General features: G+C 50.5%; 19 protein-coding genes. 2 read left to right on the top strand and 17 right to left on the bottom strand.

The features are described 5' to 3' along the window. The first annotated feature begins 9 nt into the window (after positions 1-9). Complete coding sequence (locus ACFSB2_RS23265) at positions 10-843, top strand: helix-turn-helix domain-containing protein (protein WP_377945497.1); 834 nt, start codon at positions 10-12, stop codon at positions 841-843. A gap of 57 nt (positions 844-900) precedes the next feature. Here the strand turns inward: ACFSB2_RS23265 and ACFSB2_RS23270 are convergent, their stop codons facing one another. The 11 genes from ACFSB2_RS23270 to ACFSB2_RS23325 all read right to left on the bottom strand — a co-directional run bounded on the left by ACFSB2_RS23270 (position 901) and on the right by ACFSB2_RS23325 (position 10,500). After that, positions 901-1,572 carry an HAD hydrolase-like protein gene (locus ACFSB2_RS23270; RefSeq protein WP_377945498.1) on the bottom strand — a complete coding sequence of 224 codons (672 nt, stop codon included), beginning with the start codon at positions 1,570-1,572 and terminating at the stop codon, positions 901-903. Between the two features lie 86 nt (positions 1,573-1,658). Beyond that, positions 1,659-2,162 carry a universal stress protein gene (locus tag ACFSB2_RS23275; RefSeq protein ID WP_377945499.1) on the bottom strand — a complete coding sequence of 168 codons (504 nt, stop codon included), beginning with the start codon at positions 2,160-2,162 and terminating at the stop codon, positions 1,659-1,661. 213 nt (positions 2,163-2,375) lie between these two features. Then, positions 2,376-3,905, bottom strand: a complete 1,530-nt coding sequence (gene melA, locus ACFSB2_RS23280; protein WP_377945500.1) for an alpha-glucosidase/alpha-galactosidase — start codon at positions 3,903-3,905, stop codon at positions 2,376-2,378. Positions 3,906-4,020: 115 nt separating this feature from the next. Continuing rightward, the gene (locus ACFSB2_RS23285) at positions 4,021-4,953 is read right to left on the bottom strand and encodes an AraC family transcriptional regulator (protein ID WP_377945501.1); all 933 of its coding nucleotides are present in this window, start codon (positions 4,951-4,953) and stop codon (positions 4,021-4,023) included. Between the two features lie 43 nt (positions 4,954-4,996). Further along, complete coding sequence (locus tag ACFSB2_RS23290) at positions 4,997-5,242, bottom strand: integrase core domain-containing protein (RefSeq protein WP_377945554.1); 246 nt, start codon at positions 5,240-5,242, stop codon at positions 4,997-4,999. Positions 5,243-5,662: 420 nt separating this feature from the next. Then, positions 5,663-6,139, bottom strand: coding sequence for a nitroreductase family protein (locus tag ACFSB2_RS23300; protein ID WP_377945555.1), 477 nt, complete (start codon positions 6,137-6,139; stop codon positions 5,663-5,665). Between the two features lie 682 nt (positions 6,140-6,821). Beyond that, on the bottom strand, positions 6,822-7,043 hold the full coding sequence (locus ACFSB2_RS23305; protein WP_377945502.1) for a hypothetical protein: 222 nt from the start codon (positions 7,041-7,043) through the stop codon (positions 6,822-6,824). A 138-nt stretch (positions 7,044-7,181) separates the two neighbouring features. Next, positions 7,182-7,835 carry a YesL family protein gene (locus ACFSB2_RS23310; RefSeq protein WP_377945556.1) on the bottom strand — a complete coding sequence of 218 codons (654 nt, stop codon included), beginning with the start codon at positions 7,833-7,835 and terminating at the stop codon, positions 7,182-7,184. A gap of 284 nt (positions 7,836-8,119) precedes the next feature. Next, positions 8,120-8,692 (bottom strand): O-methyltransferase, encoded by a 573-nt coding sequence (locus tag ACFSB2_RS23315; RefSeq protein WP_377945503.1) that lies wholly within the window; start codon positions 8,690-8,692, stop codon positions 8,120-8,122. Between the two features lie 28 nt (positions 8,693-8,720). Next, entirely contained in the window at positions 8,721-9,431 is a 711-nt protein-coding gene (locus ACFSB2_RS23320) for a GDSL-type esterase/lipase family protein (RefSeq protein WP_377945504.1), read from the bottom strand. 52 nt (positions 9,432-9,483) lie between these two features. Then, complete coding sequence (locus tag ACFSB2_RS23325; protein WP_377945505.1) at positions 9,484-10,500, bottom strand: Gfo/Idh/MocA family protein; 1,017 nt, start codon at positions 10,498-10,500, stop codon at positions 9,484-9,486. 245 nt (positions 10,501-10,745) lie between these two features. Here ACFSB2_RS23325 and ACFSB2_RS23330 point away from each other — a divergent pair, with 245 nt between their 5' ends. Continuing rightward, positions 10,746-11,636 carry a helix-turn-helix domain-containing protein gene (locus tag ACFSB2_RS23330; RefSeq protein ID WP_377945506.1) on the top strand — a complete coding sequence of 297 codons (891 nt, stop codon included), beginning with the start codon at positions 10,746-10,748 and terminating at the stop codon, positions 11,634-11,636. Between the two features lie 96 nt (positions 11,637-11,732). Here the strand turns inward: ACFSB2_RS23330 and ACFSB2_RS23335 are convergent, their stop codons facing one another. From ACFSB2_RS23335 to ACFSB2_RS23360, 6 genes are all read right to left on the bottom strand, one after another. Then, positions 11,733-12,236 (bottom strand): DUF1854 domain-containing protein, encoded by a 504-nt coding sequence (locus tag ACFSB2_RS23335; RefSeq protein WP_377945507.1) that lies wholly within the window; start codon positions 12,234-12,236, stop codon positions 11,733-11,735. Then, the gene (locus ACFSB2_RS23340; protein ID WP_377945508.1) at positions 12,233-14,428 is read right to left on the bottom strand and encodes an ABC transporter ATP-binding protein; all 2,196 of its coding nucleotides are present in this window, start codon (positions 14,426-14,428) and stop codon (positions 12,233-12,235) included. The genes ACFSB2_RS23335 and ACFSB2_RS23340 overlap by 4 nt, the downstream gene beginning before the upstream one ends. Before the next feature lie 62 nt (positions 14,429-14,490). Beyond that, on the bottom strand, positions 14,491-14,922 hold the full coding sequence (locus tag ACFSB2_RS23345) for a MarR family winged helix-turn-helix transcriptional regulator (protein WP_377945509.1): 432 nt from the start codon (positions 14,920-14,922) through the stop codon (positions 14,491-14,493). Between the two features lie 135 nt (positions 14,923-15,057). Then, complete coding sequence (locus ACFSB2_RS23350) at positions 15,058-16,836, bottom strand: glycoside hydrolase family 2 protein (protein ID WP_377945510.1); 1,779 nt, start codon at positions 16,834-16,836, stop codon at positions 15,058-15,060. 32 nt (positions 16,837-16,868) lie between these two features. Continuing rightward, a complete protein-coding gene (locus ACFSB2_RS23355; RefSeq protein ID WP_377945511.1) occupies positions 16,869-17,837 on the bottom strand; it encodes a glycoside hydrolase family 43 protein in 969 nt (322 codons plus the stop codon). 63 nt (positions 17,838-17,900) lie between these two features. Next, complete coding sequence (locus tag ACFSB2_RS23360) at positions 17,901-19,742, bottom strand: glycoside hydrolase family 127 protein (protein WP_377945512.1); 1,842 nt, start codon at positions 19,740-19,742, stop codon at positions 17,901-17,903. Positions 19,743-19,840: the final 98 nt, after the last annotated feature.

Genomic DNA, 19,840 nt, shown 5'->3' on the forward strand with positions numbered 1-19,840 from the left:
ATGAATGATATGGCTAATTCGCTATACAATCCTGCTGACATTCCTGAGTCGCCGCCGCCATCCGGCGTGCTCGTGCCAGGCTATTTTCGCAAATCCCAATCCTATGTGACCCACCGCTCGAAAGGCACCAATGACTGGCTTTTGACGTTCACGCTTTCCGGACAAGGCGCTTTTTATCTGGAAGATCAAGTGGAAACTTGTGAGCATGGCGATGTCATCATGTTGTCGCCGGGCACACCGCATCACTATGTCACATCAGGTAATATATGGGAGTTTATGTGGGTCCACTTTGTCCCACAGCCGGAATGGGCGCCGTGGTTTCAGACCGTGTATGTAAATCGCGCGCTCATCAAAACGCACGTGACGGACGTGTCTGTCCAACAACGGCTGCGAGCGGCTTTTCAGCGATTGATTGGCGATTGTGAAGGGTTTGGCGTGCATCGCCAAGCGCTGGCCATGAACGCCATGGAGGAAATTTTGCTGGTGTTGACGCAGCGGATCGAAAGCGAAAACAGAGGGGTTGATCCGCGAATTGACGAGGTGCTCCACCATTTGGCCAACCACTTCGCAGAGCCGTTGACCATTGACGAATTGGCGGCGTTGACCCGTTTGTCACCATCCCGCCTGAGTCATCTGTTCAAGGCGCAAGTCGGCGAATCCATCATCGACACACTGATCCAGTTGCGCTTGCGTCACGCAGCGCGCCTGCTGGCTCGGACGACCGAACGCATCGTCGACATCGCCGCTTTGGTCGGGTTTCAGTCCCCATACTACTTCTCCCGGAAATTCCACAGCCAATACGGACTGAGCCCGAGCGAATACAGAAAACAACACGGGAAATGACCGCCATGCTCGATGCAGCTAGCACTGTGGGCCGCTATTGCGTCAGATTACGCGTTCTTACGCGAGATATTTGTCCAGTTCGCCAAATAAAGAAAGCAGCAAATCCGCATGGCGCAGTTCTTCCGCTTGATGAAAACCGCCATAATTGCAGCCAACCACAAACAAGCCGTTGGCCTTGCCGGCCTCTACGTCAGAGGACCTATCGCCGCACATCCAGGCAGATTGCAAATGATGTTGCTCAAGCAAAAGGCGCACCAAATCGATTTTTGATTGCGTCTGAAATTCGCCAGCGCTGTAGAGCCCCGCAAATAGAGGCGCAAGTCCTTTTTCTTGGATGACTTCTTTCACATACTGTTCCAGCCCATTGCTTGCCACATACAGTTTGTAGCCCCGGTCATGCAATTTCTCCAGTGTCGTCGCAACATCTGGATACATTTCGCCAAGCCCTTGTTTGAGCAGTTTGCTTTGGTGATGAAGCAGCAGTTGATTTGCCCGATCCCGCGCCGCTTGGGATCCGTTCGGCATGACATTTTCCCATATCTCTGACAGCAGCAGTCCTAAACTCTTGAGAAACTTTTCTTCCGCAGGCGTCTCTTCTAAAAAGAGACCTTCCGCGCGCAGTTGATCGAACGTCGCGTGATACGCGGGCAGAGACAGCGTTTCTGTGCGAAACAGCGTGCCATCCAAGTCAAAAATCAAAGCTTCTGGACGATTGTCCTTGATTTGCATAAACACTTTCCCACCATTCAGTCGTTTATGTAGAAAAAAATCCGCGCAAGAACTGCGCGGACCAAACTGAGCACATGACCGAACGGTCACTTGACAACCAAGACTGGAACAGAAGCGTCTTGTACGACTTTCTGACTGACACTCCCCAAGAACAATCGCTGCAGGGCGCCTTTTTCGTGGCAACCCATCACGATGAGATCCACCTGTTCATCATCCGCATACTGACAGATTTCCGTTGCCGGATCTCCTGATTTCACGATGAACTGATGACGAATGTCTGCAGTGTCCAATTCCTGCTTGATTTGATCCAGCATGGACGCTTGCTCTTCCAGTCTGGCTTCTTCCACTTTTTGCTCGGGAATCGGCGGTGGCATGACAGCACCTGGTGTGCCTGGAATGCCAAAAGTCGTGGCCATCCCCGTCGGCGGGTAGACGACGTTTGGTACCCCCGCAACATACCCATCCAGCGACGCAACATGAAGCACCGTCAAAAGACAATCTTCATGATCCGCCCGTACGGTAAATGCTTCTTGCATGATTCGATGACCAAGCGGCGAGTTATCAACTGCGACCAAAACATGTTTGTACATGGAAATCCTCCTTCGTTGTAAATGCTTGTAGGCACTAATGATGGAAGGATATCTTTCGTACGCCCATGTATATTATACCATAATACACACTGCCCCGTGCCTGTTCGTTACAAGTCAACGAAGACCGCCATGCGCGATGCCCACCGAACTGGGGAATCACCTGAAATGCCAGTCGGTCAAGGCATCACGTATGGCGGACACGAAAGCGCCGATTCAATGGGACGAGAGATGCACCTGTTCATGCGCTGCCGCCGGACGCTCCTGCGCTTTATCCGCTTCGCCCGCATTTTTATTGGCCAACGCCCGATCTTCCTGCATTTCTTCCACCGACTTCACTTTGAGCCGCGCAGCCCCTTCATTTTCGCGCGTCGGGATGAGATTCCCCGCCTGCAAACGCTGTTTGGCTGCAGCGATGGCCGTGGTGTACTGCGGCAGCCATTTTTCCTGTGCCACCAAGAGTTCATCGACCATTTGCCAGATTTCCGGCGGGTTGCACACCGCCCCAACCAGCGGATCCATCATCATCGCTTGCCGCAACAAAGTGTCGTCACCGCGAACCGCCGCCTCGACCGCCAATCTCTGCACAGAGATGCTCACATTGCATACAGCGGCGCAGCCCAGCGGCAAATCGCCGACGCGCGGCATGTTGATGCCGTTTCTATCCACATAACCAGGCGCCTCGATGATGGCGTCATCGGGCAGATTGGAGATGATGCCATTGTTGACGACGTTAAAGTGGCCACGATACACTCTGCCCGTTTCCAGGCCCTCAATGATATAAGAACCATGCTCCTTGCTGCGATGCTCAGTCGTATATTGAAGGGCGGGGTCTTTCAGCCAATTGGGGAAGTCTGTTTCAAACCAGTTGCGCCCTTCCGTGCAAACGCGCAAGTAGCCGCCCGTTTCGCCGTTGATCCAACTGCCGAGATCTATCCAATCCCTGATTTCATCCGGACGCTTGCGATACCAAGGCACATATTCGCTCAAGTGCCCGTTGCTCTCCGTGCTGTAATAGCCAAACCGCCGGAGCATGTCGATACGGACTTTTTCCGTCTTGCTGAATTCCGGGTGCTGCTCGAACGCCGCCAACAGCTTTCCCGTCAAATCTTCACCATTGTGCTTGATCTGGATATACCATGTCTGGTGATTGATGCCCGCGCAAATGATGTCCACTTCTTCTTGCTTGAGCCCAAACGCCTTGGCAATTTGCGCATGGCCCCCTTGCACACCATGACATAGACCGATGGTCTTCACACCGCCATACACATTGCATGCCCATGTCATCATCGCCATCGGATTCGCATAGTTGAGCATGATGCACGCTGGGTCTGCCAACTCGCGCACATCTTTGCAAATGGCGAGCATTTGCGCAATGCCGCGCTGCCCGTACATGATGCCGCCTGCGCAGAGCGTATCCCCGACGCACTGATCCACACCGTATTTGAGTGGGATGTCCACATCCAACTGGAATGCTTCCAGTCCGCCAATTCGCACCACGACAAACACGTACTTGGCGTCTTTCACCGCTTCCCGCCGATCCGTTGTCGCCGTAATTTGGATGTCCAATCCATTTTCACGGATGTCACGTTGGCAAAGCTGTGTCACCATCTCCAAATTGTGCGCATTGATATCTGTAAACGCGACCTCTATATCGTGAAATTCGGGTACGGCCAGCAAGTCGCGCAGCAATCCACGTGTAAAACCAATGCTTCCCGCGCCAATAAAAGCGATTTTAAATGACATGAAAATGCCCTCCTTCGACGTGCACACGTGATGAATCTCATCACCCATTGTGCCACGCAGCCCAAGGAAGCGTTATCAATATTCTCATGTAAAGCGTCCATCGGTGTATAAAATCCTAACCTTTTGTCGATCTCGCTCGTACCGCGGTCGTCACGCGTCGGCTTTCCAATTCGGTTCGATCCCTGCGAATTTTGAAGCTCTTTCTGTATTCAATCGGCGTCTGTCCCGTGTGCTTTTTGAAAACGGCGCTAAAGTACTGACTGCTGTTGATGCCCACACTGTAAGATATATCCATGACGGGAATGTTGGTCTGCGTCAACAGCATCTTCGCTTTCTCCAATCGCAGCGTTGTGAGATAGTCCATGACCGTACAGCCCATACTGGCTTTAAAAATGCGATGAAGATACCCGGGATGAATGCAGACGACAGATGCAATATCCTTCATGCGAATATCGCAATCGTAATGATGATGCAGATAGGCAATGGCCCTTTTGACATATACATCCGCCTGCTGGTGTCCCGCTTCGCCCGCTTCCCCTGCCAACCTGGCGATTTGAATCATCAACTGCGCGAACAAAAGGTGAATCATCATTTGGGCTTCTACGCTGTTTTTATCCAGTTCAAGCACCAAGTTTTTCAGCGTGTGATACACTTCGTTAGAATCCTTCAACACGAAGTAGGGCGCGTTTTTCGCAAATAATTGAAACAAGGTGGGGTCATGGTTGACCAGTTCTTTCAAGGAGGGAAACAGCTGACCTTCATCTGTGAATTGAAACTCCACATTGATCATGCGGCACTGATGCGGTTTTGCGACAATCAACCGGTGCATGGTGTTCGCATCCAATACGATAAAATCGCCTTTTTTCATAGAAATCAACTGGGTTTCGGTCTCCACCACACATTGCCCTGAAATCACATACATGATTTCAATTTCCGCATGGCTGTGAAACGGCATCTGGAAATCTTCCCACTGCTTAAAATAATAGACAATCACTTTTGGATGAAAAGCGCCGGCCATCAAAGCGGGATCGTAAAGACTGTGGCCCAAGGAAATCGCCCTCCTCCCCGTCGCGACGAAACAGCAGTTTCTATCAACCTACGCTCAAAATGGTTTGGAATTGAATCGGCGTTTTATCGCCAATTGACGAATAAAGGCGTCGACGATTGTACCACCGTTCAGTGTACGCCCAGATTTGTCGTTTTGCACGTGACCGTGTTTTGTACTTCTCCAAATGAATCAGTTGTCCCTTGATCACGCTGTGAAATGATTGAATGCAGGCATTGTCGTAATAGCAACCTTTACGGATCAGGCTTCGGAAGTTGCAACGCTCGACTATCGTTCGCTCGTTGTACAACTCCATCCATCCGCGAGTGTTCCGATGGGGGTTCAAATAGCGACGCACATCTTCGGTGATGTTCTTCTTAAATTAGAAAGCCTTTGAACATCGGCTCTTTGTTACTGTTTACGACAGGCATTAACTGTACAAGGAATCTGAACAGAATGCGCTTCCCAAAGTATAGGCGTTATTCTGTAGGTTTAGTGACAAAAGAAATGCCCATTGATGCGATATCAGTGGGCGTGTTTTATTATCCAAATCAATTGTTTTTTCATTCACATGACCACTTGTTTGTCCTTCAAATGAATGATGGTTGCGCAGTTGTTGATTCGTCTATTTTTTAACCAGCTCAATATCACCTGTTTCTACTTTCAGAAGTCGATAATATTTGAGGATACCCAAACCATTCTGATATTCTCATTACTGCAAATGTTTAATTTTGTCCACTATGGGCGTGCGTGGTTTGCTGGATGGCACATTCATTGGATAACCAACCCCAAAGATACCAACCACTGAATATCCTTCGGGAACTTCAAGCGTTTCCCGAGCAACTGGTGTCGACCCGATTGAAGCCCACCGTGTCCCCACTCCGTTTTGCCACGCTAGCAGAAGAAAATTCTGCACGAAACACGAAGTAGCGATAAGGTTTTCCTCTTGGTCGACAGCCACGTTTGCCCCTTTCGACAACACCGCTAACACCAGAGGCGCATCGCCAAAGTTCGCCTTATGGTTCAACTTCGCCCTCGTTTCCGGACCTATTACAAGAACCTCCCACGGTTGAACCATCCTGTGATTCGGCGCGAAGCCCGCCGCATCTAACCATGTCATGACCTGCTGCATGTCTACTGGCTGATTGGTAAATTGCTTAATATTTCGCCGTTCCTTTATGATCTCCATCAAATTCAAACCAAATTCACTCCTCAGACCTGAGTAAGTGTACTTTTTACCTGATACACTCTAACCACCGCTAACACCTCTGCACAGCAATTTCAAGAGATACGCTCCTAACTATGGTCATCTGCTGTACATTCCCGGAATTAGTTCCTGTACATCCATCAAAGATGTATGTGTAATCTACACCTCCTCCTTTAATGGCCTTTGCTACGAAGAAAGTAATTGAGCAAATTGGTAAAGCTTCTATGATCAAGATATTATATTTAGTCAATGCTTATTTCAATAGTTCGATACACCTAATTTTGATGTGTGATATGTACAACTGAAAAAGGAGACCACGAAAAAAAAGGGGCTGCGTGACTTCCGTGATTTGCAGTCACCTTATAGCCGACAACCATTTGACGGCGAGTGGATCCTCCTTATTTTTCGGAACTGATGCTTTCCATGACCCGACGCAGATCCTGCTCGCTGGGTGTAGGTGTGTTATTGATTTGATGAGGTTGTGTTACGGAGCTAATTGGGCAAATATCCCTCGATGGCTCTCGGAGTCGGTCTACAAGCGGCATGTTCCTACTTGCTCTTCTGACACTCATTGTCATGATCACGGTCGCTTTTCGTCTACATAAATAAAATTCACCCCGTTCGGTTTAGCCGCCAGCTCGGGGTGAATTTTTGATCCGCCACATCATGTGGCTTTGAGTTGAATCAGCCCATTCATAGCATACAGGCATACAATCAGATATTTGATAGACAGACCGGCTTGCAAGATGACGCCGAGGCGGTTTTTTCTCCGCATCGCCTTCATCGAGCGGTAAAACGCATTGAGATACGCATCCAAGTAGTCAGCGACGATGTCTTGGCGCGTATCTTCTGGTATGTGAATGATCTCGTCAATCAGATCTTGCATTTCCCCGGTCTTGTGACCACTCCCCATGCCTAAAGGCAGGGGCTTCTCAGAACACGCATGGCGCAACCCGCCTACATAAGCCCCTTTCTGGCCACTTTGATACAGGTCGCATCCTACAGTCTCAAAACCGAATGTCCATCAAGAATGACTATCCACCTGCGAATCCCACGTCACTTGGCCATCATGCTGTTCATCTGTCTCCGGTTCCTCTGCACTGGAAACCCCAATGACTCTATACTTCTTATCCACCAACCAAAATGTCATTGTCGCTGAAATGCTGAAGAAAAAGGTGAAAAACAAAATTGGTATGATGGAAGATAGATAGATAAATCCTAAGAGAAGCACAATGTTGCACAATGTCAGCAATGGTTTGACCATGGTCAATTTAAGCGCATTTAAGACGAGTTGCCGTGTGGTCAGGTTCATATGCACCATCAGTGGATACACGTGAATAAATGTCGCAATGGCGATGAGCATCAAGACATCCCAAGCAATCATAAAGACACCGCCGAAGGCCATGTGGACAACGCGGAAATCAATCGTGAAAAGTACCAGCAAGACGAGGATGGCAAGCCCGACAATTGAACTCTGTTTGAGATTTTGGCGAAATCCCATCCAAAAAACGCTGAATATCGCAGGTTCATCTTCGTAGACAATTTTTCTGGATACCGCAAACAAACCAGCCATTGCCGCTGGAATCGTGACAATCGGGATACAAAAAACCAAAAACAACAAATTCAATGTGATGTATTTATAGATGAACATGCATATGCGGTAAATGGGACCTGTCATCGAAAACAAATGGATCACACTCCTGTCTAATGAGATGGATGAAGAAGGTTATCTTAAGAAATGATCCTCATAACTTGATTCTACCGCAATTTTCTGAAGAACTACAGTAACCGCTTTCGAAAAACGAGTGAAGATATTGGATATGCGCAAATTTGGCTTGACGGTTGAAGGCATTCGAGATGAAAAACGCCAGCCTTTCCCTGTGGGGTGGCTGGCGCAATTTCGCTTGAACTGGCCGTGGTACGTGGATGTAAGCGCCCCTCACAGGACACCCTACTTGCCTTTTACTGCTTGTATGTCAGCTCGACACCGTCATCTATCGGCACAGTCACCGTGTACGCGTCTTCAAGCGCGCGGACCTGCTGTAGATATTCCTTGATGCCGACATCACGCGCTTGTGAGATGATGTCATCGGCAGCGACGACGCCACCGGACTTTACATGCGGCCAAACCAATTCCAGGTACTGAGGATAATCGTCTTTCCATGCGTCAATAAAGACGAAATCCCACGGTCCTTCAAGACGTTTGACCGTCTCCCGCGCGTCCCCTTCCACCAGAGTGACGACATCAGCCAGACCGGCGCGATCATAGAAAGTATTCGCCAATTGTATCTTATATGGACTCACTTCACACGTAGTCAGTGTTCCGCCGTTTGCCCGCGCCGCTTCTGCCAAAAACAGCCCCGAATAACCACCCGACGAGCCAATCTCCAAGATGTTTTTGGCGCCTGACATGCGAACGAGCATGTGCAAAAACAGCGCATTGTCAGATGAAATGCGATACAACGGCTCTTTTAAATCATTCGTCTTATCAAGTTGTTCCACCGCTTGGATAACCGACCAAACTTGCTTATCCATCCGTCTACCTCTTTTCCGTTTATGCCCGTTACAGCGTGATGCCGTGCTTGTTCAGTTCTGTCCGCAACACATCTGCCATGATGTCGTAACCCAGCACATGCGGATGCAGCCCATCATCGGCCAATTCCGCGCGCAGGCGGCTGCCGTCCTCGGTGGTCATATGGGAATGATAGTCGACATAGATGGCTCCTTCCCGTTTCGCCATCTCCGCCAGTTGAGCATTGGTCGCGCGCACAGCCTCGTTGCGCACAACATCGCCAGCCGAGGCCGGGATATTGGTCGGTAGAATGGAACACACGATAGGCGTAATCTGGTTTGCGTTCGCCTCTTTGACCATTGCCGTGATATCCTTGACCACACCCGGAATGATATCTTTAGGCTGCCTGCGATCCGCTGCTGTCCATCCGTCCAGCGCCCAAAAGTTGTTGATGCCAATTTTGATGACCACATGTTTCGGTTTCAACTGGACGACGTCTGCGGCAAACCGTTTGCTCACGTGTTCGCTGATATCGCCGCCGATGCCGCGGTTGACGACAAACTGGCCGCTCCGGCCAAAGTAAGCGTAAACATCCCACATATGTGTAATGGAATCGCCGATAAAGACAAAGTCGACGGGAATGCCATGCGACAAAATGATTTCATTGCCAATATCAAATTCCCCCCGCCGACTGTCCGCGGCGGCAACACTGCCGAATAGACCCGGCTTCACTAAATCAACACGTGCAGTTGTGGTTGACATATGCATGATTCTCCCATCTCCAAGACAGCCTTGAGCAGTAATTAACAGATTGTCAAAGGCGTACCTTTTGACCTGTTTTGGCACTCTCAATGGCGCCGAAGACCATCGCCACACTCTTGATGTTGTCAACGCAGTCGGTCTCAGCTGGTCTGTCTTGCTCAAGTGATGCAAACATTTCGTCAAGACATCCCCAATGTCCTTCACGCCCCGACCAAACAATCGGAACATTCACTTCCTTTATCGCGCGATGAAATTCCGCTGGGCCTGATTCGTCCACCACTTGGCAAATGGGGTCTTTCGTTCCATCCCAAAGCAGTGTCCCCTTGCTGCCAGTGATGCGCCAGTCGGACTCCCATGAGGTGTTGAATCCTTCCGCACACCAAGAGCCCCTGTAAGAGAACACCGAACCGTCACTCATTTCGAAAATACAAATCGCAGACGCATTTCCCTGATACCAGGAACCCGGCGGATTGAATTCATGACAATAGACCGAACGCGGGTCCGCGCCAGAAATAAATCGTGCTTGATCAAACGTGTGGATCGCCATGTCGAGAATCAAAGGATTGTCCATCGCATCGCGGAAGCCGCCAAAGTGCGCGCCAATAAAAAAGTCTGCGTGTATGGAGCCGACTTCCCCAATGGTCCCTGCTTGAATACTGTCCCGCACCGCGCGAATCTGCTTTAGATATCGCCGATTCTGCATCACGGTATAGCGCTTTCCGGAATCGTTCGCAACTTGCAACATCGCACGTGCATCGGCCATCGAACTGCCCATCGGCTTTTCGCCGAATACGTTACACCCCGCTTCGAGCGCCGTTGTCACCACCTGTCTGTGGCTTTCCGGAATGGTCACGTCGATGACCAGGTTGGCGTCGGTCTGGGCCAATGCTTCTGACAAATCACTGAACACTGGCACCTGAAGCCCACGGCGTTCCGCCATCTTTTTTGCGCTTTCAATAAAAATATCCACCAAGCCGACAATCTCTGCGTTCTCACGCTGCGCGATATCATCCAGCCACGTATTGGACATGCCACCGCAACCAGTCACAATCACTTTATGAGTCGCCATTCACCACATCTCCTTGAGGTCATGATGCCGCTTTGTCGCCTGTCTACAAATTAGGCGGCGCAAAGCGCGAATACCTATATCGTATAATTGTTATCGCTTTCGAACTACGTCGAAGATCACCTTCAATTCGTACAATCTTACGCTTTTTGTGTGAAATCCAGTTATGATAGAGTGAGCATCCAGTAAATCCATGCAAAAGCGCCTAGGTGTCCACCTGATTTTCAGATAGAAAGCGGCGATGCAAGATGTCTATCCAGCCACGGCGAGAGATGACGGTCATTCCCGATAAAACGTTTCCCATCAACGTCTTCCATATTCGGTCTATAACCCCGCACTGGCACGATCACCTCGAGTGGATCTATGTGCAAAACGGCGCTGCCCGCGTGCAAATCGATGGTGATTTTGTCCGATTGGAACGTGGAGAGTTTGCGTTTGTTCATGCAAAACAGGTACACGCGGCCACGTCGCTTGATGCCAACACAGCGCTCGTGGCCATTGTGTTCAATGAGGCGTTGGTGCGAAACAGCGGTTTGGACAATACAGAAGAACGCTATTTTTCTCCTTTTTTGCGCAACAAACTGCAGATCCCCAATTTTTTAAAAGCAGCGGATCCGCTCATCGAAGATATCCGCAGCGCCTTTCTGCGCATCATGGAAGAATTTGAGCAAAATCAACTTGGCTACGAACTGTTCATCAAAGCGGAGCTGTTCCGGACATTCGGCCTCATCTTCCGCCATTATGAGTCCATCATCGCGCATGCCCGCGGCTCGCGGCCTAAAACGGCAGATTTCACATCGCTGTTGGGGTACCTGCGCACAAACTACGCAGCCATGATGCGCATCCACGAAGCGGCCAAAATGGTCAATATGAGTCCCAATCACTTTTGCAAGACATTCAAACAGTTGACAGGAAAAACGTTCATCGAATATCTGCACATGCTCAAGGTGACAGAGGCAGAGCGGTTGCTTCTGGAGTCGGATCTAGCGGTTACAGATATCGCGACAAAGGTGGGATTCAACAACCTGACGTATTTTGGACGCGTATTTAAAAAGTATAAAAATCAGACGCCTAGTGATGTGCGAAAACAACGTGCAATGGAAATACCGAGCAGGGCGGCTTTTTTGCTTCATCAATAACAGCGTCTGTGAATAACAGCGTCTGTGCCAAAAGCAATCACTTCTACTTCGACACAGACGACTAGGCCCTACACATTCAAATCCACGTCAAAGACATCACTGCACCTTTTTCAGTTGTGCCCGACTGCGCGTGTCGAGCGCATCGATGCGCACTTCACAACGCTGCCCATCCACATCAGTCACCATCATCCGCTCGCCATCCAATGTTTGAATGTGATCATGCAAGTTGCGCAACAGCAGTTCCATCTGACCTCTGTCTGTCTGCACCTTCCACCGCCACATCCCCGGCTCCTGTTTGATGCGCTCAATACGTGTGACAATTGGCACAAGGTAGCGCAGCATCAATTCCTGTTCCGCGTATTGGCGCGATTCCCTGGGCAATGCCCGCAAATCGTCGATCACGCCGATTTCTTCCTCTTTGCCTGGCACGGAGATGACAATAAATCTGTCTGGTTCCGACAGCGGAAACCCCCGCGCCAACGCAACTTCCTCGTACCAAATGCCGTCGATGGTCGCTTCCAGCACACCGCTTTTCCCGCGGTGAAATACAATCGTCTCCGGGTTGAGTTGGCGTATTTCGTACGGTTGAACATCATTCATTCACCGACACCTCGAATCTGCGACAATTCCGTTTGCGCCTTCACCAAGCCGTAATACACACCTTCTGTGCTCAACAGCTCTTCGTGCGTGCCCGCTTCGACAATTTCACCGCGTTCGAACACGACCAACCGATTGGCATTGCGCAGGGTGGACAGGCGATGGGCAATGGCGAAAGTGGTGCGCCCTTTGACCAAGCGCGCCAACGCCTCCTGAATCTGCCGCTCTGTTTCCGTGTCCAATGAGGCTGTCGCCTCGTCGAGAATGAGAATGCGCGGGTCGTGCAACACTGCGCGCGCAATGGCGATCCGCTGTTTTTCGCCGCCTGACAGGCGATGGCCGCGCTCGCCGACCCGTGTGTCATACCCATCCGTCAAGCGCATGATGAACGAGTGCGCATTGGCAATTTTCGCCGCGCGCATGATTTCGTACTGAGACGCATCTGGTTTTGCGTAAGCGATGTTCTCTTTCACTGTGCCATCAAACAAGAATGTCTCCTGCAACACCACGCCAATCTGGCTGTGCAAATCCTCCTGCCGAATATCGCGCAAGTCTGTGCCATCGAGCAGGATGGATCCTTCATTGGGATCGTAAAAACGGCACAATAGATTGATAAACGTGGACTTGCCAGCGCCCGAGTGGCCAACCAGGCCGATCATCTCCCCCGGTTCGACTTGCAGATTGATGTTTTTGAGCACCGGATGATGGCGTTCGTAGCCAAACGAAAGCCCTTCAATCTCCACTCGCCCTTCAATTAAAGGCATCGGTACAGCGTCTGCAGCCTCCCGCACATCTGGAATGGTATCGATGATTTCAAACACCCGCTCTGCGGAAGCGAGGGCATTGGTCACCCAGTTGATCAACTGGCTGAACCACTGCAAGGGTCCGAAAAACATGTTGAGATACGTGATGAAAGCCATCAATGTCCCCAACGTGATGCTGCCGTGCAACACCTCTCGCCCACCGAAAAACCAGACGAGCACGGTGCCGAATGAACTGATGAAGTTAAATAGCGGGAAGACACCCTGCCACAGACCGTCCATCCGCGTGGAGAGATCGACCATCCGGAGATTGGCTTCCTGGTATCTGTCTTCTTCCATCTGCTCCTGACCGAACGCTTTGACAACGCGTATGCCGTTGAGCGAATCGCCAACCAACACATTCAACCGCACGCGCGTGCGCCATAAACGATACCAACGCAGTCTGACAAAAGGCCAAAGCGAGATAGATGTGATCAAAATCAATGGTGTCGTAATGAACGCAAGCACAGCGAGAAACCAATTCAGCCGCAACATCATGACGATGATGGCCACCAGCGACGTGACTTGGCTGGTCATCATAATCAGTCCGTCTGTGAGGAACTGTTGCATTTGCTGGGCGTCATTGTTGACCCGACCAATAAATTGCGATGTCTGGCGTTTATCAAAATAACTTAAGGATAATTTCATGAGCGCGTCATAGATGTCGCGCCGTATGTTGCCCATCATGCGGCTACCGAGCCATACACCCAAGTAACCGCGCACAGCCTGCAACACGGCTTGTAGCAAATTGGCCAATAGCAAGGACAGCACCAAAATCAACAACATACTGCCAAAGTTGTGTGGCGTGATGACCTTATCCACAATCACCTTGGTCAAGTAGGGCGGCACCAAAGAGATCCCCGTGACCGCCAGCAATAACAGAATGGACAGGATCATCAGGTTGCGAAAGGGCTTAGCATACCGTATCAAGCGGACAACCACTTTGCCCTTATCCACGCACAGTGGACACACGTTGGTGCCTACATCAAGCGGTCTGCCGCATGTCGGGCAAGTGCGCGGCAAATCCTTCTCAGAAAGGTGCGGCAGTTGTTCCCCCTTGGCCACCGCGTTGATGGCATTCTTGAAAGCGGATACTTTCTGGACCAAACGCGGGCTGTAATGCGCTAAAACAACGGGGCCGTCCGTGGTCTTCACAGACAAGCGCCCTGCGCCGATATACATCTGGGCATCAGCTGAAATGATGACGGAAAGGGCAATGCGGTGCTGTTCACGACCATCTGCATCCAGCATGACCAGCGCATTTTTGGTTAAAATGGCCCACTGTTCTGAAAACTTCCCAAAAGCATCGACATCTGTGCACAGACTTTGAAGAACATCCTCTCCCAGTTCGGACAACAACGCTTGTGGCAAAGCATCAATGATTTGCGAGTTCATACCTCACCTTCCCAACACCTTCATTTATGAGGAGGATTGATGATGGAAGCCAACCGCCCTTGTCAGCCATTTGTCACATTCCCAGCCAACCGGCCTAACAATGTCAACAGATGCTGTTGCTCATCAGGCGCAAACTGGTCAAACGCATTTTGTAGTCGCGAGCGCGAAGCCGCCCACATCGTGTGCATCATGCCCTCTGCTGTGGCAGTCAGACTGACGTGCCGGATACGGGAATCCTCCGCGCTTTTCGAGCGCGAAATCAGATTCACCTTTTCCAACCTGTCGAGCATCTGTGACATGGTGCTTGGCTTGACGTCCAGCCTTTGCGCCAATTCACCGATGGTGCTCCCCGGTTTGTGATGCAAGTGCCGAAGAATCATCCATTGCACACGTGTAATCGGTGCGACCCCCTCTATATGCGCGCCTGATCTGATGGCACGGTTGATGGTATGCAAATGATCAAACAGTTGTTCAAGGGATTCTTCCGCTGTCACCAAACTCACCTCGGCTTATATTCTATAGCGACACTAAATATTTATCAATCTGTAAATGCAGACAAATGATCACAAAAAGACACCCCAAGATCATCCAATGTGACCTCGGGGTGTACAACCTGTCTTGCCGATTGTTTATTTGTCGGTCGATCCGCTCGCCACCAAGTTCTCCTGCTCAATCGCCGCAGCTTTCGTGTTGATGGCGCGAATGATTTTTGCGTCGAACTTCGGTTGCCGATCATACGTATACAATCCGTTGACCTCTTGCTCCACGTCGTACAACTGCGTGTAACAGAACGCGCAAATGTTCGGATTGTCCAGCAGTGCCGTCGTCAACCCTTCATAGCGCTGCAAGAACTCTTCCTCAGATGTCGGTCGATTTCCATAGCCCCAAGACTTCTCATCCTTTTGATTCGGATTCCACCAGATTCCACCGTACTCGCTGACGAAGTACGGCTGCCCTTCGTAGCGCTGCCGTTGCGGGAAGGTGTTGTACGCTTCACCGCCTTGTTTCATCGGTTCAAATTTAGCGGCAAACACAGCTGGATCTTGCTCGTAATCATGAATGTCAAAGATATCTGTGACCACGTGGAAGTTGCCGCTGGTGTCAATCACCGGCCGGGTGGAGTCGAGGGCCTTTGTCACCTGATAGACAATGCGCAACACTTCGTCATTTTGCCGCGCGTTTTTCGGGCCATCCCACGTCTCGTTGAACGGACACCAACCGACAATCGCAGGGTGGTTGAAATCGCGTTCCACACCCTCTATCCATTCAGGCAAAAACCGCTCCAGCCCTGTTGCCGTCGTGATATCGAGCCCCCAGTTGGCCTGTTCGCCCCAAACGAGATAACCGAGCTGATCCGCCCAGTACAAAAACCGCTCTTCAAACATCTTCTCGTGCAGGCGCGCTCCGTTAAACCCAAGTTCCATCGACAGCTCAATGTCCCGCCGCAAGTCCGCATCGGTCGGCGCTGTGTAAATGCCATCGGGATAAAAGCCTTGATCCAACACCAGACGCTGAAACACCGATTTGCCGTTGATGAGTATTGCCTTGTCCTTGAGTGACACCGAGCGCAGGCCCACATAGCTGTCCACCGTGTCCACAACCTGATTGGCCTGCACCACCTGCAGTTGTAAATCGTACAACCGCGGTGCTCCGACTTCCCACAAGTGCACTTCTGACAATGGGACTGTCACACGCACATCTGTCGTGCACGCTTGTGCTACAGCACTGCCGACGGACTGCTTGTCATACGTTGCTTGGACGTGAAGCTGTGTATCGCCGCTGATCTGGCCATCTAGTTTGGCCTCCACATGCACGCACGCATTCTCCGGATCCGGGTAGAATTTTAACGAGGAGATATAGGTTTCATTGACACACTCCAACCAAACCGTCTGCCAAATGCCCGTGGTTCTCGTATAGTCGCAACCGTGCGAATGATACAAGCTGCTCTGTTTGCCACGCGGCTGCAGGCCGGAGCGATTGTCATCTTCTGCGCAGACGGTGATGACGTTTTCGCCCGCCTCTACAAAATTGGTGATTTCAAAGGCAAAAGACGAATAGCCGCCGCGATGTGTGCCCACACTCTGCCCGTTCACCCACACCTCGGTGTCGTAATCCACTGCCCCGAAATGCAGAAGCAACCGTTTTCCTTGCCAGTCTGCAGGCGCCGTAAACGTACGCCGATACCACACGGCGGCCATAAAATCTTTGTGCTCAATGCCGGACAGTTTGCTTTCCGGGCAAAAAGGCACCACAATCTTCTGACTGAAAGGCTCGGATGCAGCCAGGTTTCTGGCGCGGCCACTGCGACCGTGATCGATTTCGAATTCCCATTCTCCATTTAAATTGAGCCAATGTGTCCGAACCAGCTGCGGACGAGGGTATTCTGGACGTGGACATGTCGTTGTCATGTAATCACTCTTTCTGATGTGAATTTTTAAGGTTAGTGTGTAGCCTGAACAGATTCTCCTGCAGGTACATCCAATGCTTTTTCCAATGACACGGGTGCTTCAAAAATCGGTTTACCATCAACGGCCCATGTAAACCGCTGAGCGCGAGTGCTCCGATTTCCCCATCCTCCGTTTGGATCTGTCATAGCATGGTACAAAATCCAGTCTTCTGTGCCGTCGGGAGAAACGGTGAAAGAGCAATGCCCAACTGAATAGACACCCGCTTTAGGATTTTTGCTCAATACAGGATGTGCTGCCTTTTCCCAATTGGTCGGTTCTAAAACATCACCACCTCGAAATGTCAGCAGGCCCAAGCAGTACGCTTCTATACTAGAATGGCTAGCTGAGTAGACAATATGAATACAGTTGCCATGTTTCAGCACTTGCGGTCCTTCATTGACCGTAGGCCCGTCCACATACGTATGTCTCTCCCACTCATACGTCGGTTCAGATAGCAAGACACGCTCGCCAGAAATGGTCCAAGGGTTGCTCATTGGCGCCATGTACAACACCTGTGTCACATTCTTATCTTCTGGCCAACCAGACCAAATGAACACAAGTTGCCCATCTGTCATTTCAAGCACTGTACCATCAATTGCCCATTTGTCTGTCACAGCTTTTAACTGTCCCTTTAAAATGTACGTTCCTTGCGGGTCATCTTCAACACTTTCCAACACCCACATCCGGTGATTCACGTTGTCGCCATCGTCAGCCGCAAAATAGATATACCATTTTCCTTGCAAGTAATGAAGTTCCGGCGCCCAGAGTTCTTTACTACAAGGCCCTTCCGCAGGTGGAGACCAGACATTTTTCCTTTCTCCTCTGCCGATCCCTGTAATCGTTGGCGACTTGATCACCTCAATATGATTGTCTTTCGAACGACAGAAATAATACCAATCGCCATGACGAATGATCCATGGGTCTGCTGAAGGCGGTGGCAATAACGGATTATGAAACTTCATAGCAGAAACCTCCATTGCTCCTCTAAACGCCCATATTCGGCGCAAACAAGCGGCTATCTTCTATCAAAAATAAAGCGTATGTTCACCATCGCGATCCCTGAGATCTTCCAACCACACTTTCATCCAGCCTGGTTCGCGGTTGTCCCATGCATAATACGGGATCAATTGAAATTCACCTTGCGCACGTGGATTCATACCCTTAACCACGGAAACGGCCTCTAGCAGATCTTCGCGATGTTCGACTTTGAATTTTGTCTCTAAGGAGATATAACATGATTCGGCGCCAGCAACATTGTCCATCTCCTCCAAACAATAAACCAAAGGGCCCCGCTGAATCGCAGCTTTTCCTGTGTTCTCCTTCACCTTCAGATTTGCCCGCACAATCTCAACAGGCATATCCAGTTCAATCGCAATTTTATCTCCACTTTGCCAGGTTCGTTCCAATTCAAAGTAGCCTTGAACAAATTTGTAATCAGAAACCGCCACGCCATTCACCGCGATCTTTGCGCTCTTACACCAACCTGGCATCCGCAAACGAACGGAAAAAAACGAACTCTCTTCCAAATGAAGCGCGATCCCGATATCTCCGTTCCACGGATAATTTGTGGTCTGCGTGACTTTCACACGCCCCTTGTCCCAATCAATAATCCCATCACCTGCAATGTACTGATTGACGATGATGCCAGAAGCAGAAGTCGCATACATATAGTTTCCAATGGAAGGGATGAAGCGTGAGATTTGCGTCGGACAACACGAGGTGTCATACCATGCCACACGATGGTGCGCACCATTCGACGCCAGTGGATTTACATAAAAGAACTGTTCTCCTGATAGGGACACACCCGCGAGCGCGCCGTTGTACATTGCCCGTTCCACGATGTCCGCATACTTGCCATCCCCATGCAACAAATTCATGCGATGATTCCAATAGACCATGCCCACCGATGCGCAGGTCTCGCAGTAAGCCGTTTCATTGGGCAAATCGTAGTCCTCTGTAAATCCTTCATTGTGCTTGGATGGACCGATACCCCCTGTGATGTACATGTTGCGCAGGACGACGCTCTCCCAAAGTCGATGCAGCGCCTGAAGATATCCTTCGTCCCCCGTCATGGCCGCCACATCCGCAATCGCGGTGTAAAGATACATCGCGCGAACAGCATGCCCATGAACATGCGTCATCTCGCGGATCGGCTTATCATCCTGACAATAGGCTGGCCCCCATTCTGGCTTGTCCCAAATGGCGCCTTCACCATGCCCATGTCCTCTTTCTTCCAATAACCATTGCGCAAGCTTCCAATAGCGCTCTTGTCCCGTCTCCCGGTACAACTTCACCAACGCCAATTCGATTTCTTCGTGCCCAGGCACCCAATGGCGCTTGCCTGGTCCAAACAGCGCATCATAGTGATCCGCCAACTTGCATGCCACATCTAACAACGTGCGCTTCCCAGTCGCCTGTTTGTAAGCAATCGCCGCCTCGATCAAATGCCCACCACAGTACATTTCGTGTTTGTCCATGTCGGTCCATTTTTTATCAGGCGCCACCAATGTGAAATAACACAATAAATAGCCGTCTTCCTCTTGCGCAGCCGCGATCAACGCAATGATCTCATCCGCCTTTTTTTCAAGCGCCACATCCGGCTGATTCATGAGGGAATACGCAACCCCTTCAAGAACTTTGTAGACATCGGAATCATTAAAAAAGATCCCTTCGAAGTCGCCTTCCATTCGACCTGCAGCTTTTGCGAAGTTGGCGATTCTCCCCGTTTTTTCACACTGTTCAAGGCATGCGCGCAACGTGCTGTGCTGATGCGCTTTTAATCGCGGCGCCCAAAACGCATCTCTGATGGTCACCTGGGTAAATGGCACGCCTTGTAAACTCTGATGTGCACGATGTACGGTCTTCATGGGAAACATCCTTTCATTTGGCGAGTGTGTATTTTCAAGCCATGTATGCTACTTTCGTAATGGACACACGAAATCCCCGGTGCGCACATCTCACCGGG

This window comes from Alicyclobacillus fodiniaquatilis (assembly GCF_042678105.1).
Lineage (GTDB): Bacteria > Bacillota > Bacilli > Alicyclobacillales > Alicyclobacillaceae > Alicyclobacillus > Alicyclobacillus fodiniaquatilis.